Raw genomic sequence first — 26,404 nt, 5'->3', positions numbered from 1 at the left:
GGCGTCTCGCGCGGGTACCGGCGCCGAGCCGTGCAGCCCGTCGTAGCCCGCAGCCTAGCCCGCCGCCCGCGCCCTGCCCAGCCCATCCCAGCCCAGCCCGGTGCAGGCCGGCCCGGCCCAGCGCAGCCCAGCCCAGCCCAGCCCGCCGCCCGCGCCCTGCCCCGGGCTACTCGGCGGTGCGGTGAACCCGGATCACGCGGAAGCCCTTGTCCGTCGTGGCCCGCGACACCGCGAACCCGTCCCCGAGTGCGTCCCCGAGCCACCGCTGCAGGGAGTCCCCGCCGAGGTCCTTCGACACCACCAGCCAGGCGTCCCCGCCGACCTCGAGCCGGGGCAGCCACGTCAGCAGGATGGCGTGCAGTTCGTCCTTGCCCACCCGGATCGGCGGGTTGGACCAGATCGTGCGGAAGCGCAGGTCCGCCGGGAGCTCGTCCGGCAGCCCGACGGTGACGTTCGATACCCCGGCTGCGACGGCGTTGCGCTGCGCGAGACCGAGGACCCGCTCGTTGACGTCCACGCCCCAGACCCGGGCGTCCGGCGACTCGAGCGCCATCGTGATCGCGATCGGCCCCCACCCGCAGCCGATGTCGAGCAGGTCGCCCTCGGGCGCGGGCGGCGGCACGGAGCCGAGCAGCACCCTGGTGCCGCGGTCGACACCGTCCGGGCTGAACACGCCCGCGGCGGTGGACAGCGTGAGCGACCGTCCGGCGAGCGTGACGTGCACCTGTCGCTCACGGGCCTCCGACGAGGGGTTCGCGGAGAAGTAGTGCTCGTTCGCCATGGAAGAACCGTACCGGCGAGCCCGTGTGTCCCGGGCGTGGCGGCGGTACCCTGTGCAGAAGATGACGGAAACCACCATGAACGACGGACGATCCGACGACAGCGCCGAGGGTGTCGTGGAACGCGTTCTCCGCAATGCCGAGACCCGGGCCACGTCGGCGATCTTCGCTCCGGCCCAGGCCATCCAGACACGATCGGTCGACGAGCACGGCTGGTCCGGCGACGGCGACCAGTACGAGCGCGAGGACCGCGCCGCCCTGCGCCGCGTCACCGGGCTCTCCACCGAGCTCGAGGACGTCACCGAGGTCGAGTACCGGCAGCTCCGGCTCGAGCGGGTCGTCCTCATCGGCGTGTACCCCCAGGGTGACGCCCAGGACGCCGAGAACTCCCTCCGCGAGCTCGCCGCCCTGGCCGAGACCGCCGGTGCGGTGGTCCTCGACGGGCTCCTGCAGCGCCGGCCCAACCCCGACCCCGCGACCTACCTCGGCAAGGGCAAGGCCGAGGAGCTCGCCATGGTCGTCAAGGCGACCGGCGCCGACACGGTCGTCGCGGACACGGAGCTCGCCCCCTCCCAGCGCCGAGCGCTCGAGGACGTCGTGAAGGTGAAGGTGATCGACCGGACCGCCGTGATCCTCGACATCTTCAGCCAGCACGCCACCACGCGCGAAGGCAAGGCCCAGGTCGAGCTGGCCCAGCTGCAGTACCTGCTGCCGCGTCTGCGCGGCTGGGGTGAGTCGATGTCCCGCCAGGCCGGTGGCCAGGTCTCCGGCGGTGCCGGCATGGGCTCACGTGGTCCGGGTGAGACGAAGATCGAGCTCGACCGCCGGCGCATCAACACGCGCATGTCGAAGCTCCGCCGTCAGATCGCAGGATTCCGACCGGCCCGGGAGGCCAAGCGCGCCGACCGGCACCGCAACGAGGTGCCGAGCGTCGCGATCGCCGGGTACACCAACGCCGGCAAGTCCTCGCTCCTGAACCGCCTGACGAGCGCGGGCGTCCTGGTGCAGAACCAGCTGTTCGCGACCCTCGACGCCACGGTGCGCCGGACCGAGAGCAGCGCCGGCCGCGAGTTCACGTTCGTCGACACGGTGGGCTTCGTGCGGAACCTGCCGCACCAGCTGGTCGAGGCCTTCCGCTCCACGCTCGAGGAGGTCGGCGAGGCCGACGTCATCGTGCACGTGGTCGACGGGTCGCACCCCGACCCCGCCGCGCAGCTCGCGACGGTCCGCGACGTGATGGGTGACGTCGGAGCGCGGGACATCCCCGAGGTGGTCGCGTTCAACAAGGCGGACCTCATCGACGAGGCGCAGCGACTCGTGCTGGTCGGACTCGTGCCGGACGCGGTGTTCGTCTCCGCCCGCACGGGCGAGGGCGTGCCCGAGCTCCTCGCCGCGATCGAGGCACGGCTGCCCGAACCGGACGTCGAGTTGACGGTGGTGATCCCGTACGACCGTGGCGACCTGGTGTCGTCGCTGCACGACGCGGGAGCAGTCGAGACGACCGACTACGTCGAGGACGGCACCCGCCTGCGGGTGCGCGTCTTCCAGCGCCAGGTCGCGGAGCTCGACCCGTACGTGGTCACGCCGGTCGCGACGGCGTAGTCCCGCAGACGGTCGCGCCACACCCCCGGCCGGGAGGCACGGGTCGGGTCCGGCGCGCCGGTCCGGCCCCTGGGCGGTACGGTGCGGTCGCCTGCTCACGTCGCGCCGTCGGACGGTGCGGCGTGACTTCGCACAACGCGGAGCAGCCCGCGCCACGGAATTCCGTGGCGCGGGCTGCTCCGCGTTGTTCCGGCGTCAGATCGAGCGCAAGACCGCCACGACCTTGCCGAGGACGGTGGCCGCGTCGCCGAGGATCGGTTCGAACGCGGAGTTGCGCGGGAGCAGCCACGTGTGGCCGTCGCGCTGGCGGAAGACCTTGACGGTCGCTTCCTCGTCGAGCATCGCGGCGACGATGTCCCCGTTGTCCGCGGTCTGCTGCGACCGGACGACCACCCAGTCGCCGTCGCAGATCGCTGCGTCGATCATCGACTCGCCGACGACCTTGAGCATGAAGAGGTCACCCGTGCCGACCAGCTGCCGGGGGAGCGGGACGATCTCGTCGACGTGCTGCTCGGCCGTGATCGGCACACCGGCGGCGATCCGGCCGACGAGCGGGACCAGGGTCGTGGCGTCGACGTCGGGCGTCTCGACGTCGGGGGTCGGCTCGTCGACCAGGACCTCGAGCGCGCGCGGACGGTTCGGGTCACGACGGATCCAGCCGCCGAGCTCGAGCTGGCCGAGCTGGTGGGAGACGCTCGAGAGCGAGGAGAGGCCGGCGGCGTCGCCGATCTCCCGCATGCTCGGCGGGTAGCCCCGGCTGGCGATCGACGCGCGGATCGCGTCGAGGATCGCCTGCTGCTTCGCCGTCAACGGCTTCTGGACCCGCAGTTCGTCCGCCACGTCGTCTCGCCCTTCGTCGGTGCCGGGCGGTCGGGCAGGAATGTCAGTGGTCCCCGCTTGACTCGTCCCAGTCGATCGAAACAGTATCCGACCGCTCCGGGCCGGACAAACACCTGTTCGAGCGTGTCGGCAGAAAATCCCGCACAAACCTCTTCCTGGGACTTGTGCGAGGTTGCATTCGAAACTATGTTCGGTACACGACTTCGGTTCCTCCGAACGGGAAGGCAAGAACGACATGAGCACCATCGCCATCGCTGACCAGCGCACCGCGACGCCCGCCGTCCGTACCCGCCTGCGCATCACGCGCCGCGGCCGCATCGTCCTGACGACCGTCGCGGCCCTCCCGGTCTTCCTCGTCGTCGCCCTCTCCGTGCTGAACGGTGGACAGGCCTCTGCCGGCGACTCCTCGCGTGCCGGTGCTCCCGTGCACTTCGAGACGGTCACCGTGCAGCCGGGTGAGACCCTGTGGCAGCTGGCAGAGGAGACCGCCCCGCAGGCCGACCCCCGCGACTTCGTGCAGGACGTCGTGAGCCTCAACGCCCTCGACGGTTCGACGCTGCAGGCCGGCGAGCAGATCGCGATCCCGGTCAAGTACACCGCGGGCAACTGATCCGGTCGGCGCTCGCCTGACCACCGTCCGGACGGCCGGTCGCCGTCGGGGGTCCCGGCCTACGATGGGTCGGTGGACACCACGCTCGAAGACCTCCCGATCCGTGACGACCTCCGTGGGCAGAGCCCGTACGGAGCTCCGCAGAAGCACGTGCGCGTCCAGCTCAACGTCAACGAGAACACGCATCCCGTACCAGAGGCCGTCGCTGAGGACATCGTCGCCTCGATCCGGCAGGCCCTGACGACCGTGAACCGCTACCCCGACCGCGAGTTCACCGAGCTCCGCGAGTCCCTCGCGGGCTACCTGAACGGTGGACTCTCCGCCGGGCAGCAGCTCACCCCTGCGCACCTGTGGGCGGCGAACGGGTCGAACGAGGTCCTGCAGCAGCTCCTGCAGGCGTTCGGTGGCCCGGGCCGTTCGGTGCTCGGGTTCCCGCCCACGTACTCGATGCACTCGATCCTCGCGTCCGGCACCGGCACGCGCTGGATCCCCGCGCAGCGCGACGACGAGTTCCGCATCGCGCCGGAGACGGTCGTCGCGGCCATCCGGGAGCACCGACCCGACATCGTGTTCCTGTGCGGCCCGAACAACCCGACGGGCACCCCGCTCGACATCGAGACGATCCGCGCGGCCTACGACGCGACGGACGGCATCGTGATGGTGGACGAGGCCTACGCCGAGTTCATGCCCTCGGACGCCCCGAGCGCCGTCACGCTGCTGCCCGGCCGTCCGCGGCTCGTGGTCTCCCGCACGATGAGCAAGGCCTTCGCCTTCGCCGGAGCCCGCGTGGGGTACCTGGCGGCCGATCCCGCCGTGGTCGACGCGCTCCGCCTGGTGCGGCTGCCGTACCACCTGTCCGCGCTGACGCAGGCGGCGGCGGTGGCGGCGCTCCGGCACGCCCCGGCGATGCTGGCGATGGTCGACGACATCAAGCAGCAGCGTGACCGGATGGTCACGGAGCTGCGGGCGATGGGGTACCGCACGTACGAGACCTGGTCGAACTTCGTCCTGTTCGGCGGGGTCGCCGACCCGAACGCGGCGTTCGAGGCCCTGCTCGACCAGGACGTCATCGTGCGCGACCTCGGCATCCCGAACCACCTGCGCGTGAGTGCGGGGACGGAGGAGGAGACCACCGCGTTCCTCGAAGCCATGCGCCGCGTGGCCGCCGTCCAGCCGCCGGTTAGGGTTGACGCATGACCGCCCGCACCGCCTCGATCAGCCGGAGCACGAGCGAGTCGAGCATCGAGCTCTCGCTCGACCTGGACGGCACCGGTTCGTCCGACGTCTCGACGAGCGTGCCCTTCTTCGACCACATGCTGACGGCGTTCAGCAAGCACTCGCTCATCGACCTCCGCGTGCGCTCGACGGGCGACACCGACATCGACGTGCACCACACGGTCGAGGACACGGGCATCGTGCTCGGGCAGGCCCTGAAGCAGGCCCTCGGCGACCGTGCCGGCATCGGCCGCTACGGCGACGCGCTCGTCCCGCTCGACGAAGCCCTGGCCCAGGCCGTGGTGGACGTCTCCGGTCGTCCCTTCCTCGTGCACTCCGGTGAGCCCGAGGGGTTCGAGTTCCACCGGATCGGTGGGCACTTCACCGGTTCGATGGTGCGCCACGTGTTCGAGGCGATCACGTTCAACGCCGGCATCACGGTGCACGTCCGTGTGCTCGGTGGCCGCGACCCGCACCACATCGCCGAGGCCGAGTTCAAGGCCTTCGCGCGCGCGCTGCGCCGCGCCGTCGAGCTCGATCCGCGGGTCGACGGCATCCCGTCCACGAAGGGGAAGCTGTGACCGCGAAGCCGAACGTCGTCGTCCTCGACTACGGATCGGGCAACGTCCACTCGGCTGCCAAGGCGCTCGAGCGCGCCGGCGCCGACGTCACCCTGACCGCCGACAAGCAGGCCGCGCTCCGCGCCGACGGTCTGCTCGTGCCGGGTGTCGGCGCGTTCGCCGCCGTCGTCGACCAGCTCGAGGGCGTCCGCGGCGGCGAGATCGTCGACCACCGTCTGGCCGGCGGGCGACCTGTGCTCGGCATCTGCGTCGGCATGCAGGTCATGTTCGCCCGCGGGGTCGAGCGCGGTGCGGACGTCGAGGGGCTCGGCCAGTGGCCGGGCACGGTCGAGGAGATCCGTGCCGAGGTCCTGCCGCACATGGGCTGGAACACGGTCGAGGCCCCCGAGGACTCCGTGCTCTTCGACGGCCTGCACGACGAACGGTTCTACTTCGTCCACTCGTACGGCGTGACGGACTTCCCGCTCGACGCCTACGGCCCGTTCCGTGCGCCGCGTCTGACCTGGGCCGAGCACGGGCAGCGGTTCGTCGCCGCGGTGGAGAACGGCCCACTGACGGCCACGCAGTTCCACCCGGAGAAGTCGGGGGAGCCGGGCATCCGGCTGCTCCGCAACTGGGTCGACTCGCTCTGACCCGGCCGTCCACCGGGCGCACGACCGCTCGACGGACGCACGCCGCGCCTCCCGGCCGTGGCATCCACCGGGGCGGCCGCGCCACACCCCACCGAGAATCGACAGGACCATGACCGACCTCACCTCGACCCCGCCCCTCGTCCTGCTGCCCGCCGTCGACGTCGTCGACGGCCAGGCCGTCCGCCTCACGCAGGGCGAGGCCGGCAGCGAGACCTCGTACGGCGACCCCGTCGCCGCGGCCCGCACCTGGCGCGACCAGGGTGCGGAGTGGATCCACCTCGTCGACCTCGACGCGGCGTTCGGGCGCGGTGACAACCGGGCGGTCATCGCGAAGGCGATCCGCGAGGTCGAGGGCGTCTCGGTCGAGCTCTCCGGCGGGATCCGCGACGACGCCTCGCTCGAGGCGGCGCTCGCGACCGGTGCTGCGCGCGTCAACCTCGGCACCGCGGCGCTCGAGAAGCCCGAGTGGGCTGCGCGCGTCATCGGCGAGTACGGCGAGCAGATCGCCGTCGGCCTCGACGTCCGTGGCACCACGCTGGCGAGCCGCGGCTGGACCGAGGACGCCGGGGACCTGTGGGAGGTGCTCGACCGGCTCGAGGCCGCCGGGTGCGCCCGCTACGTGGTGACCGACGTCACGAAGGACGGCACGCTGCAGGGGCCGAACGTCGAGCTCCTGCGCGAGGTCTGCGACCGCACCGACCAGCCCGTGGTGGCCTCGGGCGGCATCTCGACGCTCGAGGACCTCCGAGCGCTGCGCGAGCTGGTGCCGCACGGCCTCGAGGGCGCCATCATCGGCAAGGCGCTGTACTCCGGCGCCTTCACGCTGCCGGCCGCCCTCGACATCGCCTCGGAGTAGGCACCGTGGCGGGCATCTCGAACGGTCGCGGCACCGGGCCCGAGGCACCGGCGTCGGGGGCGCACGACGACGCCCACACCCCGGGCGGTGCCGCGGACTCGGCGGGGAACCCGTGGGCGGGACGGACCTTCGACGCCCACGACGACGTCTACGCCGACGACGACGGCCTGGCGGACCCGGCGCTCGTCGCCGCGATCACCGCCCTGCAGCAGGGCGGGTCGCAGCGAGAGGTCGTCGAGGCCCTGCGTGGCGCACGACTGCTCATCCCGCTCGTGGCCGAGGCCGGTGACGTCGGGCACACTCCCGACGGGAAGCTCGTCGACAAGACCCAGGAGCTGTCGATCGTCACCGTCGCCGGCCCGGACGGGCGCAGCGTCATGCCGGCGTTCACGTCCGCCGAGGCGATGCGGTCCTGGGACGCCACCGCCCGACCGGTCCCCGCGGACGCACGCCGGGTGGCGATGGCTGCGGCGAGCGAGGAGACGCAGCTCGTGGTGCTGGACCCGACCGCGCCGACCGAGTTCGTGCTCCGTCGACCCGCCGTGTGGGCGATCGGGCAGGACCTGCCGTGGACGCCGTGCTTCGAGGACGCCGAGGTCGGGCAGGCCTTCGCCGCCTCCGTCGTCGACGAGTCCGCCGTCGCACGCGTCGAGCTGTCGCCGGGCGACCCCCTCGGACGCTTCGCCGGTGCCGAGCTGACGGTCGGGCTGGCGCTGCACCCGGGGCTCGACCAGGCTGCCGTCCAGGCGCTCGTCGGCCGGCTGCAGCAGCGGTGGACGGCGGACGCCGTGATCGCGGACCGGGTGGACAGCATGCGCGTGGCGCTGCGACCCGCCTGACGCAGGACCGACCGTGCGGACGGGAGGCACGGCCCGGCGCCGTCCCGCCCGCTGCGGCCCGTGCGGCGGTGCGACCGGGGCCGCTGGCGCCACGCCGGTACGATGACCGGGTGAGCACGAACCCGACGACCACCCCCGGCTCCGAGCAGACCCCGGTCGGCCCCACCGGTCGGCCCGTCCGGCAGTTCCCGGTGCCCGCGCCGCTCGACGGCCACGGCCCGGCTCGCATCATCGCGCTCTGCAACCAGAAGGGCGGCGTCGGCAAGACCACGACGTCGATCAACCTCGGCGCCGCGCTCGCCGAGTACGGCCGCCGGGTCCTCGCCGTCGACTTCGACCCGCAGGGCGCCCTGTCCGCCGGCCTCGGGGTCCGCACCCACGACGTGCCCACGGTCTACGACCTGCTGATGGGTTCCGTGAAGGACCCGCGCGAGGTCATCCGCCAGACGAACGTGCCGATGCTCGACGTCATCCCCGCGAACATCGACCTGTCCGCCGCCGAGGTCCACCTCGTCAACGAGGTCGCCCGCGAGCAGATCCTGGCGAGCGTCCTCCGCAAGGTGTCGAACGACTACGACCTGATCCTGGTCGACTGCCAGCCGTCCCTCGGCCTGCTGACGGTCAACGCCCTGACGGCAGCACACGGTGTGCTCATCCCGCTCGAGTGCGAGTTCTTCGCGCTGCGTGGCGTGGCGCTGCTCATCGAGACGATCGACAAGGTGCGTGACCGGCTCAACCCGGCGCTGCGGCTCGACGGCATCCTCGCGACCATGTACGACTCGCGGACGCTGCACTCGCGCGAGGTCATGGAGCGCGTGGTCGAGACCTTCGACGACCACGTGCTCGACACGGTCATCAGCCGGACGGTGAAGTTCCCGGACGCGACGGTCTCGGCGCGCCCGATCACGCAGACGGCGCCGGAGCACGCCGCGGCGCACGCGTACCGGGCGCTCGCCAGGGAGCTCGTCGAGCGTGGCGCCGTCGCCTGACCCACCGAGGTCGTCGGCCGACCCGACGATGCCGGCCGACCGCAGCGCCGACGGCGGCGCCGTCGACGGCGCACCCGTGGGCACCACGACCGCCCCGGGGTTCCGGGTCCGACTGCGCAACTTCGACGGCCCCTTCGACCTGCTGCTCTCGCTGATCACGAAGCACGAGCTCGACATCACCGAGGTCTCCCTCGGCGCCGTCACCGGCGAGTTCATCCAGTACGTCCGCCAGGCCGAGTCCGCCGACGAGCTCGACGAGGCCAGTGAGTTCCTCGTGGTCGCGGCCACCCTGCTCGACCTGAAGATCGCCGGGCTGCTCCCGCAGGGTGAGCTCGTCGACGCCGAGGACGTGGCGTTGCTGGAGGCCCGCGACCTGCTCTTCGCACGTCTCCTGCAGTACCGGGCGTTCAAGCAGGCCGCGGAGTGGTTCGGGGCACGGTGGCAGCAGGAGTCCCGCCGGCACGTCCGCAAGGTCCGCCTCGAGGAACGGTTCCGCGCCCGCACGCCGGAGCTCGTCTGGACGCTGTCGGTGCAGGACTTCGCCGCGATCGCGACGCTGGCCTTCGCACCGCGGGAGATCCCGACCGTGGGGTTGGACCACCTGCACGCCCCGCTCGTGAGCATCCGGGAGCAGGCCGCGATCGTCGTGTCGATCCTCCGGACCCGCGGCGACGAGGACGTGTCGTTCCGTGAGCTGGTGGCCGGCGTCTCGGAGACGGGTATCGTTGTGGCTCGCTTCCTGGCGATCCTGGAGCTGTACCGGAACGCGTCGATCTCGTTCGAGCAGTTCGAACCGCTGGGGGAGCTGACACTCCGCTGGACCGCCGAGGACTGGTCCGACGAGAGCCTCGCGAACCTGGGAGCCGACTATGACGGATGACACACGTGCCGCCGCGTCGAGTGCCGAGCCCGGGGGAGCGGACGAGGTCGCCGAGGCCCGCGCGGTCGCGCAGGAACTGCACGCCCAGCACACCCCGCACCCGGACCTGCCGGTCGACCGGCAGCTCGAGGCCATCCTGATGATCGCCGACGAGCCCCAGTCGCTCGTGTCGCTCGGTGCCGCGGTGGGCGCGCCGGTGCCCGCCGTCCGACAGGCGATCGAGCGGCTCGTCGCCGACTTCGACGGTGTCGACGGCACCGTCCGTCGCGGCTTCGAGCTCCGCGAGGTCGGCGGCGGCTGGCGCTTCTACGTGCGGCGCGAGCTCGACGACGTCGTCGAGCAGTTCGTCGAGGCCGAGCGGCCGGCACGACTGTCGCAGGCCGCGCTCGAGACCCTCGCGGTCGTCGCCTACAAGCAGCCGATCACCCGGTCGCAGATCGCCTCGATCCGAGCGGTGAACGTCGACGGTGTCGTCCGCACGCTCGTCGCCCGGGGGCTCATCGAGGAGTCGTTCACCGACGCCGAGACCGGGGCCGTCAACTACGTCACGTCCGACCTGCTGCTCCAGCAGCTCGGCATCAACTCGCTCGACGAACTGCCGCTGATCTCGCCTCTGCTGGAGGACGGCGCGGACGGTTTCGGGCACAACGAAGGGATCCCCGATGGCCGCGTTTGAGGACGAACGACGAGGTGGGTCCCGAGGGGGATCCGACGGACGCTCCGGCGGGTACGGTCGCGGTTCCGACCGCTCCGGCTCGGGTCGGTCTGGAGGCGCGGGGCGCGACCGCGCCGCTGGTCCCGGCCGTGCGGACGGCCGGTCCGGTGAGGACCGTGGCGGGTACCGCGGACGCGAGGAGCGTCCGACGGGTGGCGACCGCAGCGGCCACCGCGGGCGCGACGACCGGGCCGGTGGTGACCGTGGCGGGTACCGCGGGCGTGACGACCGTTCGGGTGGCGAGCGTGGTGGGTACCGCGGCGGCTCGGACCAGGGTGGGTACCGCGGGCGTGACGACCGGCAGGGTGGTGAGCGTGGTGGGTACCGCGGCGGCTCGGACCAGGGCGGGTACCGCGGGCGCGATGACCGTTCGGGTGGCGAGCGTGGCGGGTACCGCGGGCGCGACGACCGTTCCGGTGCGGACCGTGGCGGGTACCGCGGCAGGGACGAGCGATCCGGTGGTGACCGCGGGCGGTTCGTGAGCCGCGACACCGACCAGCGCAGCAACGACCGCGGCGGGTTCGTCCGTCGCGAAGACGACCGCTCCGGCGGGTACCGCGGGCGTGACGACCGGTCCGGTGGCGAGCGCGGTGGGTACCGCGGCCGTGACGACCGGTCCGGTGGCGAGCGCGGTGGGTACCGTGGGCGTGACGACCGGTCCGGTGGCGAGCGTGGTGGGTACCGCGGGCGCGAGGACGACCGCCGCGGCGCAGACCGTCGCGACGCCGGTCACCGACCGGACCGCAGCGCCGACCGCCGGGACGACCGCCGTGACGACCGCCGTGACCCAGCGCGCGAGGACCGCCGAACCCCCGACGGCCGACCGAGCACCGTCTGGCACAACGGCCGTCGCTACGTCGGCGGCACGACCACCGCACGCAACGGTGACCGGCCGGGCGCGGGCGCGCGGGGACGCGTGCCGAGCAGCGCGGAGCGCGGGACGACGCCGCGCCCGGAGGGCGCTCGTGACGAGCGCGGCGTCCCGGTGGAGGGCACGCCCGAACGTCCGATCATCCCCGACTGGGACGCGACCGAGGCGGGGTCGTCCGCCGGGGGTGCCCCGAGCCTCCAGGCCGACGGCGAGCGTCTGCAGAAGGTGATCGCCGCTGCGGGCATCGCGTCCCGGCGGGTCGCGGAGAACCTGATCGTCGAGGGTCGCGTCACCGTCAACGGTGAGGTCGTCGACGCCCTCGGACGCCGCGTCGACCCCGAGACGGACGCGATCGCGGTGGACGGCGTGCCGGTGCAGGTCGACAGCTCCCGGCGGTACGTGCTGCTCAACAAGCCGGTCGGGATCGTGTCGAGCCTGCAGGACGAGCGCGGTCGACGCGACCTGTCGGAGTTCGTCGACCGCTACGAGGAGCGCCTGTTCAACGTCGGTCGGCTCGACACCGAGACGTCCGGGCTGCTCCTGCTGACGAACGACGGCGACCTGGCACACGTGCTGGCCCACCCGTCGTTCGGCGTGACGAAGACCTACATCGCGAAGGTCGCGGGCAACGTGAACCCGGCGACCGTGCAGCGACTGCTCGACGGGGTCGAGCTCGAGGACGGACCGATCGCCGCGGACAAGGTCCGGCTGCTGGAGTCCGCTCGCGGTGAGTCCCTGGTCGAGATCACCCTGCACTCGGGGCGCAACCGGATCGTGCGACGCATGCTCGACGCGGTCGACCACCCGGTGCTCGAGCTCGTGCGCCGGTCGTTCGGCCCGCTGCAGCTCGGATCGCTGCCGATCGGCAGGGTGCGCGAGCTGTCCACGGTCGAGCTCGGGGCGCTCCTCCGCATCGCCCGCGACGCGAAGGGTGCTGCACCGGGCGACGCCGACGAGGAGGCTGCCGACTGACGCTCGGTAGGCTGAGGCCCGTGACCGACGCCCCCGCCCCGCTCGCCGAACCGGACATCGACCGGCGGCTGCGCGGACCCGTGCGGGTCGTCGGCGCCGGGCTGCTCGGCGCCTCGATCGGGCTCGCCCTGCGCGAGAAGGGCGTCGACGTCGTGCTCGACGACGTCTCACCGGCCGCGCTGGCGCTCGCCGTCGACTACGGCGCGGGTCGTCGACCGGCCGACGGCGACGAGCCGGAGCTCATCGTGGTCGCGGTCCCGCCGGACGTGGTGGCAGCGGTGGTCGAGCGTGAGCTCGTCGCGTTCCCGCGCGCGGTCGTGACCGACGTCGCGAGCGTGAAGACCGGGCCGCTCGAACGCCTGCGGGCATCGGGCGCCGACGTCAGCCGGTACATCGGGTCGCACCCGATGGCGGGCCGGGAGCGCAGCGGACCGACGGCGGCGCGGGCCGACCTGTTCGTCGGACGCCCGTGGGTGATCGCCGGCCACGACGCCATCTCCTACCAGCGTGCCGCGGTGGTCGAGGACCTCGCCCTCGACGTGGGAGCAACGGTCGTCCCGATGGAGCCGGACTCCCACGACCTCGCCGTCGCGTACGTCTCGCACGCGCCGCAGCTCGTCTCGACCCTGATGGCCGCGCGGCTGCAGGAAGCCCCCGACGGGTCGCTCGACCTGGCGGGCGGCGGTGTCCGCGACGTCACGCGGATCGCCGCCAGCGACCCCGGCCTGTGGGTGCAGATCATCGGGGCGAACGCCGCGAACATCCGGCCGGTGCTGACGGACCTGCGTGACGACCTCGACCGGGTCCTCCGCGCGCTCGACGACCCGGACGGCCAGGGATCCCCCCGGACGATCGCCGAGACCATCGCCGCCGGCAACCGCGGGGTCGAGCGGCTCCCCGGCAAGCACGGTACGACCAAGCGCTTCGCCCAGGTGGTCGTCCTCGTCGACGACACCCCGGGGCAGATCGCCGCACTCCTGCAGTTCATCGGGGAGATCGGCATCAACCTCGAGGACATGCGCCTCGAGCACTCACCGGGCGCACCGATCGGCATCGTCGAGGTGTCGGTCGTGCCCGAGCAGGAACAGCGACTCGTCGAGGAACTCGAGGGGCGCGGATGGAGGATCGCAGCAGCATGGGCATGAACGACGACACGCAGGTCACCGTGAACGAGTCCGGTGTCACCGGGGGACCCGAGGGCCCCGACGCCGGCCTGCCCACCCCGACGCCGCCGGGCGGCGGAGCGGCCGGCGGAGCCGACGGCGGCGCGCTCGGCGGGCCGGCCGGCGGCCTGGGCACCCCCGGCGGCGAGCCGGGTTCGACCAGCGCCCCGGTCCCGTCCGGTCTGCCGCAGGGCGCCTTCGTGGCGAAGACCGTCATCGCGGTCGACGGCCCCGCGGGCAGCGGCAAGTCGAGCGTCTCGCGCGCCGCGGCCCGTGCGCTGGGCTTCGGGTACCAGGACACCGGTGCCGCCTACCGCGCCCTGGCGTGGCACGCACTGCAGCAGGGCATCGACCTCGACGACCCCGCGGCCGTCGTGGCGAGCTGGGACACCTTCGACTACGCGATCGGCACCGACCCCGACGAGTACTTCGTGCGCGTCGGCGACACCGACGTGACCGACGCGATCCGCACGCCGGAGGTCACCGCAGCGGTCGCGCACATCGCGAAGCTGCCCGAGGTCCGCGAGAAGCTCGTGCAGCTCTTCCGGCAGGTCATGCGGAAGGCCGACGCGCAGGGCATCATCACCGAGGGGCGCGACATCACCACGGTCGTCGCACCCGATGCCGAGGTCCGCATCCTGCTGACCGCCGACGAGTCGGTTAGGATGGCTCGGCGCTCGGCAGAGGTCACCACGCAGTCAGCAGCCGAGACCTCCGCCGCACTCGCCCGTCGAGACGCGGCGGACGCGAAGGTCGTCGACTTCATGAACGCCGCCGACGGCGTCACGACGCTCGACTCCACCGACCTCGACTTCGACCAGACCGTCCAGGCGGTCGTCGACCTGGCCCGAGCGGCCACGCACTGACGCACGACCGGGCGCCGCCCGGTCACCACGACCGGGCTGCCCGGTCACCACGGCCGGGGAACCGGCCCGGCCGGCACCGGCCACCGACACCGCGGCTCCGGTCGCACACGAGGAAACCCACCATGGCCCAGCAGGACAGCCACGACAACGACGACTTCCCGGAGTACGACGACGCGCTCGGTGAACGGCTCGCCGGACTCGACGACGCCGAGGCGGACCAGCGTGCGAACGCGCTCCGCGTCGGGCTCGACGAGTACGAGCTCGACGACGAGGACGTCGCGCTCCTCGACGCCGGCGAACTCGGCGAGGACGGCGTCCACTACCTGCCCGCGTACCCGGTGCTCGCGATCGTCGGGCGGCCGAACGTCGGCAAGTCGGCGCTCGTCAACCGCATCATCGGTCGACGCGAGGCCGTCGTGCAGGACGTCCCCGGCGTCACCCGCGACCGCGTGAGCTACAAGGCCGAGTGGAACGACAAGCGCTTCACGCTCGTCGACACCGGCGGGTGGGAGCCCGACGCCCGCGGCATCAACGCCTCGGTCGCCGCCCAGGCCGAGGTCGCGGTCGACCTGGCCGACGCCGTGCTCTTCGTCGTCGACGTCACGGTCGGCATCACCGCCGCCGACGAGCACGTCGTGAAGATGCTCCGTGGGACCGACCGTCCGGTCATCGTCGTGGCGAACAAGGCCGACGACGACCGCCGTGACCTCGACGCCTTCGAGCTCTGGAACCTCGGGCTCGGCGAGCCGCACCCCGTCTCGGCGCTGCACGGCCGCGGTGTCGCGGACCTGATGGACCTCATCATCACGACGCTCCCCGACACGTCGGCCGTCGCCAAGCAGGAGGTCGGCGGCCCCCGTCGCGTCGCGATCCTCGGGCGCCCGAACGTCGGCAAGAGCTCGCTGCTGAACAAGGCGGCGGGCGAGGAGCGCGTCGTCGTCAACGACCTCGCGGGCACCACGCGCGACCCGGTGGACGAGCAGATCGAGCTCGGCGGGCGCGTCTGGCGCTTCGTCGACACCGCCGGCATCCGGAAGCGCGTGCACCTGCAGCAGGGCGCGGACTTCTACGCGTCGCTCCGCACGACCGCGGCGCTCGAGAAGGCCGAGGTCGCCGTCGTCGTGCTCGACGTGACCGAGCCGATCTCGACGCAGGACCTGCGCATCATCGACCTGGTCCTCGAGTCCGGTCGGGCACTCGTCCTGGCCTACAACAAGTGGGACCTGCTCGACGACGACCGGCGTCGCTACCTCGAGCGCGAGATCGAGCAGGACCTGGCGCACGTGGCCTGGGCGCCGCGCGTGAACATCTCCGCCCGGACGGGTCGTCACCTCGAGAAGCTCGTCCCGGCGCTCGAGACCGCACTCGAGTCGTGGGACACCCGCATCCCGACCGGCAAGGTCAACGCCTTCATCGCCGAGCTCGTGCAGGAGCACCCGCACCCGGTCCGCGGCGGCAAGCAGCCCCGCATCCTGTTCGGGACGCAGGCGTCGAGCCAGCCGCCGACGTTCGTGCTCTTCACCTCGGCGTTCCTCGACCCGCAGTACCGCCGCTTCATCACGCGTCGTCTGCGCGAAGTGTGGGGCTTCGAGGGGACGCCGATCAACGTCAACATGCGGGTGCGCGAGCGCCGCAAGCGCACGTAGCGGTCGGACGACGACGTGGCACGGCGAGCACGGCGAGGCCCCCTGGCGGGCCTGCTGGCGCTCGCCGTCGTCGTGTCCGGGCTCGGTGCCGCCTGGCTCGTCACCGGTGACGACGACGTCGTGCGGACCGCACGTGCCACCGACCGAGCGTCGACGGCACCGGACGGAGCCGGACCGCTCGGGGTGTCGAACGCCCTCGGCGCTCCGATCCCCGGTGCCGACCGACGACCGGACGTCCCGCGCAGCGTCGAGGACTGGGTCGGCCGGGTCCTGCCCGTCTCCGGCACCGTGGTGCCCCTGGTCGACGGGGTCGCCGCGACCGTCCGGATCGAGCGCATCGACGAGTCGTCCGTGGCGGTCCGGATCGACGACCTGTCCTCGCCGCCGGGGACGCGCGCGGTCCGACTCGTCCTGTCGCCGGACGCGATGCCCGACCGCAGCACCCTCGCGCACGCCCCCGGCGTCGTGACGGCCCCCGTCGACGAACACACGTCGGGGGGCTTCTCGCTCATCACCGACGGCTCGTCGCTCCAGGCGGACACCCGTTCCGCGGCCCTGGTGGACGACGAGACCGACGAGGTGCTCGGCGTCGCACTGCTCGTCCCCGCCGACTGAGGGGACCCGCGTCGACCGACGAGGACCGGCGCGCACCTCGGACACGTCCAGGATGCGGCACCATTGACGTGTGCGTCTCCCCGTCCTCGCCGACCGTCTCTGGTGCCGGCTGCACCTGGACCGTCTCGCCGGTGGGCGGCAGGCCGACTACGTGATCCGCGAGGACATGCTCGCTCACCCGGACACGGTCCGTTCGTTCCGGTGGATCCGCTGGTTGCTCGTCGCCGAGACCGCGGTCGGACTCGCGGCGATCGTCGTCGCCGTGCTGCTCACCCGTGCGGGGGAGACCGTGGCCTGGGCCGTCTGGTTCCGGGCGACCGTGGTGCTCCTCATCACCCTGACGCTCTACGTGTTCGCGTGGCGGGCGCAGCTCGGCTACTACTGGGCGTACCAGCGCCTCCGGCTCTTCAGCAGGATCTTCCCGGTCGTGACCCTGGTCGTCGCTGCGATCCCCGGGCTCTACCCGTTCTGGATGGTCATCGAGCAGATCCTCTTCTCACTCCTGATGATCGGCATCGGCGACGTGCTGACGAGCGACCACATGCGCGCGACGTTCCCGAAGCCGGTCCGCACGCCGCGGGAGGACCACTCCACGGACTGACCGACGGCGGTCCCCAGGTCGGCGTGCACCCGTACGATGGTCGGCACGGGGGTGGTGTGTGAAACTCAAGGTGACCATCGCGGGGCCACGAGCAGACCGCGACGTCGTGGTGACGGCGGACGTGACGGCGACCATCGGTTCGCTCGCCGACCGGCTGTCCCGTGGGCGGACGGCGGCCGACGGCGTCCCGCTGACGCTGCGCGTGTGGTTCCCCGACCGACCGCAGCCCCGCCTGCTCAACCCGTCCGCGACGGTGCACGAGTCGTCGCTCCGTTCCGGCTGCCGGGTCGAGGTCGTCGCCGCGACCGACCGCCGCCGGGGCGACGACGTCGAGGACGCCCCCGCGGCCGTGGCGCACGTCGTCTCGGGGCCGGATGCCGGCAACGAGTACACCCTGTCCGAAGGGGTGAACCTGATCGGCCGCGACGCGATGGCCCAGGTCTGGCTCGCCGGGGACGACCTGGTCTCCCGTCGTCACGCCACGGTCACGATCGGCGACACGGTCGAGGTCGTCGACCTGAACTCCGCGAACGGGGTCGAGGTCGACGGACGGCTCGTCGCGCGGGCGTTCGTCGACCCGGAGACGACGGTCTCGGTCGGTGACACCACGCTGCGCATCCGACCGCTGCCCGCCGCACCGTCCGTGCCGGGCACGGGTACCCCGGCGTCCGCGGTCCCCGAGGTGGACTTCAGCCGCTCGCCCCGCGTCGAGCCAGCGCACCGCGGCCGGCAGTTCACGCTGCCCGAGATCCCGGTCCCGGGGGAGAAGCCCCGGTTGCCGATGATCGCGATCATCGCGCCGATCATCCTCGGCGCGGTCCTGTTCCTCGTCACGAAGCAGCCGTACACGCTGATCTTCATCGCGCTCTCGCCGGTCATCATGATCGGGACGTGGATCGACCAGCGTGTCCAGGCCCGGCGGCGCCGCCGCGACGAACGCCAGCGGTTCGAGGAGTCGCTCGCCGACTCGCGCGAGCGGCTGGCGGCGGCCCGGACGACGGAGATCGAGGCGCGGACGGCCGAGTCGCCGGCCCCGGCCGTCGTGACGGCCGCGATGCGCGACCGCTCGGCGCTGCTGTGGACCCGGAAGCCCGAGCACACCACCTTCCTCGAGGTCCGCTTCGGTGCCGGCACGCAGCCGTCGCGGTCGACCGTCACGCTGCCCTCCAGGAACTCCGGCAGCGTCGACGACTGGAACCGCGCCGAAGCACTCGCCGACGAGTACGCCACGGTCGGACCGGTGCCCGTGGTGGAGACGTTCGAACGTGCCGGCGCGATCGGTGTCGCCGGCACCGGGCTGGCGGCGGACGACGTCGCACGGTCGCTCGTGGTGCAGCTCGCGGGGCTGCACAGCCCGGCGGACCTCGTGCTCACCGCCTTCGCCGGCGGCACCACCACCGACCAGTGGTCCTGGCTGAAGTGGCTCCCGCACGTCGACTCGCCGTACAGCCCACTGCGGTCCACGGGACTCGTGCACGACTTCGCCGGCGCCTCGACGCTGCTGGCCGAGCTCGAGGGACTCGTGGCGACCCGCCGTGCAGCCGGCTCGGGCCGCGGTGAGCAGGTCCGGTCGCGCATCGACGAGTCCCGCGCCCTCGACGAGGACCACGGCGAGTCCGTCGACCGCCTGCCCGCGACGCCGGCCGTCGTCGTGCTCGTCACCGCCGAGGCTCCCGCCGACCGTGCCCGTCTCGTCGCCCTGGCCGAGGAGGGCCCGGACCTCGGCGTCCACGTCCTCTGGCTCGCGCCCACGCTGCAGGCACTGCCCGTCGTCTGCCGGACGCACATCGTGCTCGACCGAACGAGCGGGTCTGCCACGGTCGGCTTCGTCCGATCCGGGCAGTCCGTGGTGCTCGACGAGCTCGACCGTGTGGACAGCATCGAGGCAGCGACCGTCGCCCGTGCGATCGCCCCGATCCAGGACTCCGGCGCGCGGGTCCTCGACGAGACCGACCTGCCGCACAGCGTGGCGTTCGTCGACCTGTACGAGGGCGACGTCGCCGGTGACCCGTCCGCGATCGTCCAACGGTGGTCGAAGAACGACAGCCTGACTGCCGCGTGGTCACCGGGATCCGGGCGCGAGAGCGGCGGCGTCCGTGCCGTCGTCGGTCAGGGACCGAGCGAGCCGCTCGCCCTCGACCTGCGCGCCCACGGCCCGCACGCGCTCGTCGGCGGGACCACGGGCGCCGGCAAGAGCGAGTTCCTGCAGACGTGGATCATGGGCATGGCGACCGAGTACGCGCCGGATCGACTCACGTTCCTGCTCGTCGACTACAAGGGTGGCGCGGCGTTCGCCGAGTGCGTCGGCCTGCCCCACACCGTCGGGCTCGTCACCGACCTCAACCCCCACCTCGTCCGCCGCGCCCTCACCTCGCTGCGGGCCGAGCTCCGGTACCGCGAGCACCTGCTCAACGACCGTGGCGCGAAGGACCTCGTCACGCTCGAGCAGCGCGGTGACCCGGCGGCACCGCCCGTGCTCGTCATCGTGATCGACGAGTTCGCCGCACTCGCCACCGAGATCCCGGAGTTCATCGACGGCGTCATCGACGTCGCGCAGCGCGGTCGGTCCCTCGGCCTGCACCTCGTGATGGCGACCCAGCGCCCGAGCGGGGTCATCAAGGACTCCCTCCGGGCGAACACGAACCTCCGCATCGCCCTCCGCGTCGCCGACCCGGTCGACAGCGAGGACGTCCTCGGCGTGGCCGACGCCGCCTTCTTCGACCCGGGCACCCCCGGTCGCGCGGCCGCCAAGATCGGCCCGGGACGCGTGCTGGACTTCCAGACCGCCTACCTCGGTGGTCGTTCCGACGACGTCGTGCACGAGCCGGACGTCGACGTGCAGGACTTCCCCTTCGGCCCCGGCAGCACCTGGCCGAGTCCACCGCGGGCACCGCGCGACTCGACGCGGGCGCGTGACATCGAGCGGCTCGCCGCCACGATCGTCCACGCGGCGGACCGGCAGGGCCTCGAGGTCCCACGGAAGCCGTGGCTGGACCAGCTGCCCGATGCCGTCGGCCTGGAGGCACTGCCCGCCTCCGACGGGTCGGCACTGGTGATCGGGACGGTCGACCTGCCCGAGTCCCAGCGGCAGACCCCGTTCCGTCTCGACCTCGACGCGGCCGGCAACGTGGCCGTGCTCGGCGCGGGCGGGGCCGGGAAGTCCGCGGCGCTCCGCGCCGTGGCGGTGGCGGCCTCCGCCGCAGCGGACCGGTTCCCGGTCCGGATCACCGGACTGGACTTCGGCGGTGGTGGCCTGCGCATGCTCGAGGCGCTGCCGACGGTGGGCACCGTGATCAGCGGGCCGGACGACGAACGGATCACGCGCCTCCTGGCCGACCTCGAGTCGACCGTCGCCGACCGCTCCGGGCGGTTCGCGGCCGCCCGGGCCGCGAACCTCAGCGAGTACCGCGACGTGACCGGCATCGCCGAACCGCGCATCCTCGTCCTGGTCGACGGCATGGGGGCGTTCCGCAACGAGTACGAGTTCCGCCTCGGCACCCAGCCGGTCTTCGACCAGCTCGTCGCGATCGCGGCGACCGGTCGCGCGCTGGGCGTGCACCTGGTGATGAGTGCGGACCGCACCGCGGCCTTCCCGTCGAACCTGCAGGCCGCGATCGGCGAGCGCATCGTGCTCCGCCTGGCGACCGAGATGGAGTACCACGCGGCCGACGTGCCGGCGGACGTGCTCGAGGACGCCGTGCCCGGCAGGGGACTCATCGACGAGCACGAGGTCCAGGTGGCGGTGCCCGGTGGCAGCGCCGACCTCGTCGCGCAGGCAGCGGCGGTCGAGGATCTCGCCGCCGACCTGCTGCGCCGTGGGGTCGCGGAGGCCCCGCCGATCCGCCGACTGCCCGAGGACGTCGATCGAGCCGCGCTGCCGGTCGCCGTGGCCGGGCGACCGACGATCGGCCTCGCGGACGACACCCTCGGCCCGGTGGGCATCCCGACCGACGGCCTCTTCGTGGTCACGGGACCCTTCGGCTCCGGACGCTCGACCACCATGCGGACCGTCCTGCGGTCCGTGCGCGCGACGTGGCCGGACCGACCCGCGCACCTGGTCGTCGGCAGGCGGTCCACGCTGCGCGACGCCACCGACTGGGCGTCGGCGGCGCAGGACGCGACGGACGCCGAGGCCATCGCCTCGCAGCTCGCGACCGCGCTCGAGAGCGGTGCGTCGAGCGGGCCGGACCCGGTGATCGTGATCGAGAACGTCGGTGACTTCGAGGGGCTGCCCGCGGAGAGCCAGGTCGCGCGGCTCATCAAGGCCGCCCGCCGTGCCGGGGTGTTCGTGCTCGCCGAGGCCGACACGGTCACGGCCCCGAACGCGTGGCAACTCTTCGCCGAGCTGAAGACCGCGCGTGCCGGGATCGCCCTGCAACCGGAGGAGACCGACGGGCTCACGCTCTTCCGGACGGCGTTCCCGCGGGTGACCCGGACCGACTTCCCCGTCGGGCGCGGCATCATGGTCGACTCCGGGCGGATCACCCGCGTGCAGGTCGCTCGGGACCCCGAGTCCTCCTGATCGGGGACCCGCTCGTCCCCCTCGAACGGGGGTGTGGACATCGCATGGGTGATTTGTTCCGGACCGGTGTTACCGTTGTCGCGGTCGCCGGAGGGGCTGGCGATCCAGTCCACCGTGAAGGGGTGCAACGTGGCCAACATCAACGTCTCCTACCAGGAGCTCAACAGCAACGCCGACCGTCTGCTCGCAGGGCGTGACGAGATCAACGCGACCCTGTCGAAGCTGCAGGCGCAGATCGCGTCGCTGACCCAGGCCGGGTTCCAGACGGACCGTTCCTCCGGTGCCTACAACGAGGCGTACAACCGCTTCACGAGCGGCGCGCAGAACACCATCGGCGGGCTCAACGACCTCGCGCAGTTCCTCCGCACGACCGCGCAGACGCTGGGCGACGTCGACCAGCAGCTCGCATCGCGACTCGGGCGCTGATCGGACGGACATCGTGATCGTGGGTCGGCCAGCACAGCTCGTGCGGGCCGACCCAGTTCTTGGGGGATGTAGATGAGTGGAAAGCTCGAGATTTCCTACACGGCGCTGGAGTCGCTGTCGTCGCGTATCAAGGGGGCGGCGACCAAGGTGGAGCCGGGCAACGAGATCTTCGCGGGGCAAGGAGCGACTGATCTTGCGAGTGACGTCGTCACGCAGGCGCTGAGCCGAGCGACGAGGCAGCAGGTGCAGCGGGCCGAACTCACCGCTGACGCACTCCGCACTGTCGGAGACTTCCCGCTGGCGGTCCGTCAGGCGTACACCGACGCGGATTCGCGAGCAGCGGGAGCGCTGGCCAAGTGACCTGGACCGATGAAGACCCTGGTCAGGGTGATCCTGCGGCAATCCTCGGGCTGGCCAAGCTCCGGACGGCTCGTGCCGAGGAGATCCGCAGGGCTCAGGACACTCTCACGACCGCGAGCGGAGACGCCGGCGTCGGGTGGCGGGCACAGAGCCAGACTGCCTTCGCCGCCGAGGTGCAGAAGACGGCAGGAGACGTCGAGCTCCTGGCTGGTGGTATGGAGAAGCAGGCGACGGTGCTCACGCAGTACGCAGGGCAGCTCTCGCAGTTGAAGGATCGGCAGCGGATCCTCGAACAGCGCCGGGAGAGCGCGAAGAGCTCGCTGGTCAGGGCGAACGCGATGATGCCCGGTGGCCTCTTCGCAGAGCCGACGCCTGCCCCGTTCATGCTCACAGGAGAAGCGGACAGCACCGCCGAGGCCAAGGCTGAGGCAGAGGGTCGCCAACGGGCTGTAGCTGAGTCGAAGATCGCTGCTGCGCAGGGCGACCTTCGCGCGATCGACGCTGAGTGGGACGCCCTCGTTGCTGATCGACGTCGTGTCGATCAGAGTTGCTCGACGGCCCTGGAAGGGGCGGACATCCTCGGAGCCGTTTCTTCGTTCTCCGGTGCCGCTGTGAACGCGGCCTCTCCCGGAGACCTGCTCGACCGACTGTCAGCATTGAGCGCAATCGACCTCCAGGTGCTCCTCGCCGCGCATCCGGAACTCGCCGCGAAGTTGCAGGGAGCGTCGACGGAGGACGTGGCGACGTGGTGGAACACCCTCGGCGCGGAGCATCAACAGACGCTCATCGTGGGCTTACCGAGCATCATCGGATCGCTCAACGGCGTATCGGCGCTCGGGCGAGTGGCTGCGAACCGGATCAATGCCGCGAATCGTCTGGAAGCGATCGAACGGACTCTCGCGGATTGGAAGCGGCAAGCGGCGCAGCCTGGCAGCTTCACCAACGCCACCAGTCAGATCTCAGCCCTCGAGGACGAGATCAAGTACCTGCGCGGCGCGGTCAGTGAACCACCCACGGTCCAGCTCTACCTCTACGACAAGGACGCCGATCGGATCATCGAAATGATCGGCACGCCGTCGCCGGAGACGAAGCGCGTCGTCACCTACACGCCAGGGACGCTGGCGAATCTCGACGGCTTCTACAGCGGAGACACGCAGCGGATCGCGAAGTGGTTGCACGACCGAGATGAAGAGGGCTTGGTGGCGTTCGTTGCGAAGGACGGGCGGTATCCGCAAAATCCCTTGTCCGAGGCGAACGACCAGGAGTACGCACGAGGTATAGCAAAGAACCTGGCGGACTTTGAAGCCGCGGCGTTCTCAGACCCGCTACTGAAGGGCAAAGAGTCGATTGCCATTGGACACAGCTGGGGAGCGGCGAACATCACGGTGTCCGAAGCTCTCGGAGCGCATTACGACAAGGTCGTGTCTCTGTCGGGAGCAGGTGCGCCTGAGGACTGGCGCCCATCGCCGTCTACCGCCTACGCGGACTTCTCGTACGACGACATCCTCCAGTTCGCGCAGCACCTCCGCGTCGGAGACGACGGAGTCGTGTGGAGCGGTCGCAACCCGCGCGAAATCGGTTTCGACCATAGTGCATACTACGATGCGCCGCTCACATGGAAGAGTTTCCCGGGAAACGGGCTCGTGAGTCCGCTTCTCGCTGCTGCTGGCGGTGTCGAGTCACACAATCTCGCTGCTAGCGACTCACCCGGCAACTCCAAGCTTCTCAATGAAATGAAGGCGTTCATCTACGCGTCGGGGAATGAATGATGCTCGTGAAGGTCCTGCCTCTGATCTGTGTGGTCGTCCTACTGAGTGGATGTGCAATGAATAACAACTTGCCGAATGCTCCGGAAGAGCGTCTTGCGTCGGTGAAGGCGATGACTCAGGGGGCGGAGAACAAGATCGTGAAACTTCTTCCTGAGTCCGATGTTGATGATGTTCGTCAACTCAAGGAAGGGACGATACTCCGTTGTGGGAATGATTACCAATGGACCGGGAACGTACGCGTTGAGCTGTCAGCCGACGTTGACGCGGGCGCCGTGAGGGATGACATCGCCACAGACGCAGCGGATCAGGGCTTCACGGTGACTGCGGACGAGACGATCACCGGGGGAAAGCGTTTCGAACTCATTGATGCTCAAGGCGTCCAGCTGTTGCTTACGCGATGGGTCGAGGGCAACGCCATCGACATCGACTCTGGCTCGCCCTGCTTCTCTCTTCCGCGTGACTTCGATGTTCCCGGAGAGTATTGATCTCGAGCGCTACTCCGCGTCGCGTGCGATGCCGCCACTGCCCATCTCCGGCCATGGCGCATGCAGCAGGGCTGCGCGCGCCAAAAGCCCGCATGATTCCTGGTTCTGCCGTTGCGTTCAGTCGCAAATACGCAGCGCTGAGGTTTGCGGGACATTCGAAGAGCACGAAATCGCGAGCGTGATGGATCGCCAGGTGCAGTGGGCGTCGGAGCGACAGGCGGAAGGGTGCGGACGGGGATCGTCGTCACGGCGATGGCGGTCCTGGCCCTGTCCGGTTGCAGTGCATTCCGCACGACTCCATCCAGCACATCGTCCGCTGCGCTGCAGGATTTCACGGGTGGGCATTCGATCGAACAAGCGCGGAACCAGCTCTCCTCGATCGAGGGGCTGTCCGATGTCTCCATCGAAGAAACGAAGACCGTGTCCGGGCTCAACGAACACCATGAAGTCTCGATAGCTGCGACGGTCGAGGACGCCTCGGCGGCCCCCGCCTTCGTCGACCAACTCGCACAGCTCGGCTGGTCCGTGAACGAAGCAGAACCCGACACGGGAGTATTCATCCGTCTGAGGACGAGTCCGCAGCTCGTCATCGGAGATGTGGCAAAGGAACGGGGCTGGTCAGAAGCCGCCTACACGACTTCGACCGCCGAGTTGAAGCAGCTCGTCCTGCTGTCTCCAGACGAACTCAAGGAACGCTTCGGTCCCTGGCCGGGTGAAGCGCCCTGACAGCTTACTCCTACGACGACTTCCTGCAGTTTGCGCAGAAGCTGCCGCTCGGCGAGGGGGCGGTGTGGAGTGGCCGCAATCCTCGTGACATAGGCTTCGCCCACGGGCCCTACTACGATGCGCCCCTGACCTGGAAGAGCTTCCCGGGCAACGGCTTGGTCAGTCCTTGGCTCGCAGCTGCGGGAGGCATAGAGTCGCACAACCTCGCTGCGTCGACGGACGAAGGAAACCAGAAGTTGCTCTCCGATGTCAGCAACTTCATCTACAGAAATTGATCGAATGAAGAAGATCGGCACCTTGATCGCAATCATGGCCGCCTTGCTGTTGACTGGATGTGCTATGAACCCTGAAGCCCAAGATACGCCCGAGCGTCGCTTGCTCTCCGCAAAGCAAGCGACGCAAGCGGCAGAGCGTTCTCTGCTCGATCTCGTCCCCGCGAACGAGGTCGAAAGTGTGCGACAGCCCAAGGACGGCGCCGTTCTGCAGTGCGGAAGCAAGTACCAGTGGTCCGGCAATGTGCGGATCAAACTCGCACCCGGCACGAAAGGCATCGAGGCCCGTGATGCGCTTGCGCGCGTTGCGTCGGACCACGGATTCTCGGTTTCAAAGGACAAGATGTTGTCCGGCGACGTCCGTTATGAGATGTACGACGACAACCGCGTTCAACTGATTGTCACGGTTTGGAATGATGGAAACGATCTCAATGTTGACTCGGGATCGCCCTGTTTCGACCTGCCAAGCGACTTCGATGTGCCGCTGAACTACTGACTCCTTCAAGGAGGTGGTAGTAGCTCCTCGGAAGGTGCTCGAGCGTCACTCGGCCGATGGCCCGGAGCGGTACCGT

At 70.9% G+C, this 26,404-nt stretch carries 25 protein-coding genes; 23 read left to right on the top strand and 2 right to left on the bottom strand.

Annotation, left to right across the window (positions count from 1 at the left end):
- Window positions 1-166: 166 nt before the first annotated feature.
- The gene (locus tag J2X59_RS14090; RefSeq protein WP_326497091.1) at window positions 167-781 is read right to left on the bottom strand and encodes a class I SAM-dependent methyltransferase; all 615 of its coding nucleotides are present in this window, start codon (window positions 779-781) and stop codon (window positions 167-169) included.
- 61 nt (window positions 782-842) lie between these two features.
- Between J2X59_RS14090 and hflX the strand changes: the two genes are divergently transcribed.
- Window positions 843-2,381: a GTPase HflX gene (hflX, locus tag J2X59_RS14085; protein WP_066657961.1), complete on the top strand. Its 1,539-nt coding sequence runs from the start codon at window positions 843-845 to the stop codon at window positions 2,379-2,381.
- Window positions 2,382-2,576: 195 nt separating this feature from the next.
- On the opposite strand, the gene lexA is transcribed toward hflX, so the two are convergent.
- Entirely contained in the window at window positions 2,577-3,221 is a 645-nt protein-coding gene (lexA, locus tag J2X59_RS14080; protein ID WP_066653301.1) for a transcriptional repressor LexA, read from the bottom strand.
- 235 nt (window positions 3,222-3,456) lie between these two features.
- On the opposite strand from lexA, the gene J2X59_RS14075 reads away from it, so the two are divergent.
- The 22 genes from J2X59_RS14075 to J2X59_RS13970 all read left to right on the top strand — a co-directional run bounded on the left by J2X59_RS14075 (window position 3,457) and on the right by J2X59_RS13970 (window position 26,328).
- Window positions 3,457-3,831, top strand: a complete 375-nt coding sequence (locus J2X59_RS14075; protein WP_066653310.1) for a LysM peptidoglycan-binding domain-containing protein — start codon at window positions 3,457-3,459, stop codon at window positions 3,829-3,831.
- Between the two features lie 72 nt (window positions 3,832-3,903).
- Entirely contained in the window at window positions 3,904-5,028 is a 1,125-nt protein-coding gene (locus J2X59_RS14070) for a histidinol-phosphate transaminase (RefSeq protein WP_066653311.1), read from the top strand.
- On the top strand, window positions 5,025-5,627 hold the full coding sequence (gene hisB, locus J2X59_RS14065; RefSeq protein WP_066653318.1) for an imidazoleglycerol-phosphate dehydratase HisB: 603 nt from the start codon (window positions 5,025-5,027) through the stop codon (window positions 5,625-5,627). Before J2X59_RS14070 ends, hisB begins: the two co-directional genes overlap by 4 nt.
- The gene (gene hisH, locus J2X59_RS14060) at window positions 5,624-6,259 is read left to right on the top strand and encodes an imidazole glycerol phosphate synthase subunit HisH (RefSeq protein ID WP_066653320.1); all 636 of its coding nucleotides are present in this window, start codon (window positions 5,624-5,626) and stop codon (window positions 6,257-6,259) included. The genes hisB and hisH overlap by 4 nt, the downstream gene beginning before the upstream one ends.
- Window positions 6,260-6,368: 109 nt before the next feature.
- Window positions 6,369-7,115, top strand: coding sequence for a bifunctional 1-(5-phosphoribosyl)-5-((5-phosphoribosylamino)methylideneamino)imidazole-4-carboxamide isomerase/phosphoribosylanthranilate isomerase PriA (gene priA, locus J2X59_RS14055; RefSeq protein WP_066653322.1), 747 nt, complete (start codon window positions 6,369-6,371; stop codon window positions 7,113-7,115).
- Window positions 7,116-7,120: 5 nt separating this feature from the next.
- Window positions 7,121-7,954, top strand: coding sequence for an SseB family protein (locus tag J2X59_RS14050; protein WP_081984754.1), 834 nt, complete (start codon window positions 7,121-7,123; stop codon window positions 7,952-7,954).
- 110 nt (window positions 7,955-8,064) lie between these two features.
- Window positions 8,065-8,943, top strand: a complete 879-nt coding sequence (locus J2X59_RS14045) for a ParA family protein (protein ID WP_066653324.1) — start codon at window positions 8,065-8,067, stop codon at window positions 8,941-8,943.
- Between the two features lie 28 nt (window positions 8,944-8,971).
- Window positions 8,972-9,823, top strand: coding sequence for a segregation and condensation protein A (locus J2X59_RS14040; protein WP_326497090.1), 852 nt, complete (start codon window positions 8,972-8,974; stop codon window positions 9,821-9,823).
- Complete coding sequence (gene scpB, locus J2X59_RS14035; protein ID WP_326497089.1) at window positions 9,813-10,499, top strand: SMC-Scp complex subunit ScpB; 687 nt, start codon at window positions 9,813-9,815, stop codon at window positions 10,497-10,499. Before J2X59_RS14040 ends, scpB begins: the two co-directional genes overlap by 11 nt.
- A gap of 1,126 nt (window positions 10,500-11,625) precedes the next feature.
- Window positions 11,626-12,381, top strand: a complete 756-nt coding sequence (locus J2X59_RS14030) for a pseudouridine synthase (protein WP_326497100.1) — start codon at window positions 11,626-11,628, stop codon at window positions 12,379-12,381.
- Window positions 12,382-12,392: 11 nt separating this feature from the next.
- The gene (locus J2X59_RS14025; protein WP_374109571.1) at window positions 12,393-13,526 is read left to right on the top strand and encodes a prephenate dehydrogenase; all 1,134 of its coding nucleotides are present in this window, start codon (window positions 12,393-12,395) and stop codon (window positions 13,524-13,526) included.
- A gap of 200 nt (window positions 13,527-13,726) precedes the next feature.
- Window positions 13,727-14,410 carry a (d)CMP kinase gene (gene cmk / locus J2X59_RS14020; protein WP_285841182.1) on the top strand — a complete coding sequence of 228 codons (684 nt, stop codon included), beginning with the start codon at window positions 13,727-13,729 and terminating at the stop codon, window positions 14,408-14,410.
- A gap of 122 nt (window positions 14,411-14,532) precedes the next feature.
- A complete protein-coding gene (gene der, locus J2X59_RS14015; RefSeq protein ID WP_326497088.1) occupies window positions 14,533-16,056 on the top strand; it encodes a ribosome biogenesis GTPase Der in 1,524 nt (507 codons plus the stop codon).
- Between the two features lie 15 nt (window positions 16,057-16,071).
- Entirely contained in the window at window positions 16,072-16,671 is a 600-nt protein-coding gene (locus tag J2X59_RS14010) for a hypothetical protein (RefSeq protein WP_326497087.1), read from the top strand.
- Window positions 16,672-16,741: 70 nt separating this feature from the next.
- Window positions 16,742-17,272 (top strand): hypothetical protein, encoded by a 531-nt coding sequence (locus J2X59_RS14005; RefSeq protein WP_066653332.1) that lies wholly within the window; start codon window positions 16,742-16,744, stop codon window positions 17,270-17,272.
- 58 nt (window positions 17,273-17,330) lie between these two features.
- Window positions 17,331-21,794 (top strand): FtsK/SpoIIIE domain-containing protein, encoded by a 4,464-nt coding sequence (locus J2X59_RS14000; protein WP_326497086.1) that lies wholly within the window; start codon window positions 17,331-17,333, stop codon window positions 21,792-21,794.
- 129 nt (window positions 21,795-21,923) lie between these two features.
- Window positions 21,924-22,220, top strand: coding sequence for a WXG100 family type VII secretion target (locus tag J2X59_RS13995; RefSeq protein ID WP_058728075.1), 297 nt, complete (start codon window positions 21,924-21,926; stop codon window positions 22,218-22,220).
- A gap of 72 nt (window positions 22,221-22,292) precedes the next feature.
- Window positions 22,293-22,580, top strand: coding sequence for a hypothetical protein (locus tag J2X59_RS13990; protein ID WP_326497085.1), 288 nt, complete (start codon window positions 22,293-22,295; stop codon window positions 22,578-22,580).
- Window positions 22,577-24,349 (top strand): WXG100 family type VII secretion target, encoded by a 1,773-nt coding sequence (locus J2X59_RS13985; RefSeq protein WP_326497084.1) that lies wholly within the window; start codon window positions 22,577-22,579, stop codon window positions 24,347-24,349. Before J2X59_RS13990 ends, J2X59_RS13985 begins: the two co-directional genes overlap by 4 nt.
- A gap of 56 nt (window positions 24,350-24,405) precedes the next feature.
- Complete coding sequence (locus J2X59_RS13980; RefSeq protein WP_326497083.1) at window positions 24,406-24,834, top strand: hypothetical protein; 429 nt, start codon at window positions 24,406-24,408, stop codon at window positions 24,832-24,834.
- Window positions 24,835-25,059: 225 nt separating this feature from the next.
- Window positions 25,060-25,560, top strand: a complete 501-nt coding sequence (locus J2X59_RS13975; protein ID WP_326497082.1) for a hypothetical protein — start codon at window positions 25,060-25,062, stop codon at window positions 25,558-25,560.
- 279 nt (window positions 25,561-25,839) lie between these two features.
- Window positions 25,840-26,328: a hypothetical protein gene (locus J2X59_RS13970; protein ID WP_326497081.1), complete on the top strand. Its 489-nt coding sequence runs from the start codon at window positions 25,840-25,842 to the stop codon at window positions 26,326-26,328.
- Window positions 26,329-26,404 lie beyond the last annotated feature (76 nt).

Origin of the sequence: Curtobacterium sp. 260 (genome assembly GCF_030803485.1) — a bacterium.
Lineage (GTDB): Bacteria > Actinomycetota > Actinomycetes > Actinomycetales > Microbacteriaceae > Curtobacterium.
This window is presented reverse-complemented; position numbering and strand designations above follow the sequence as displayed.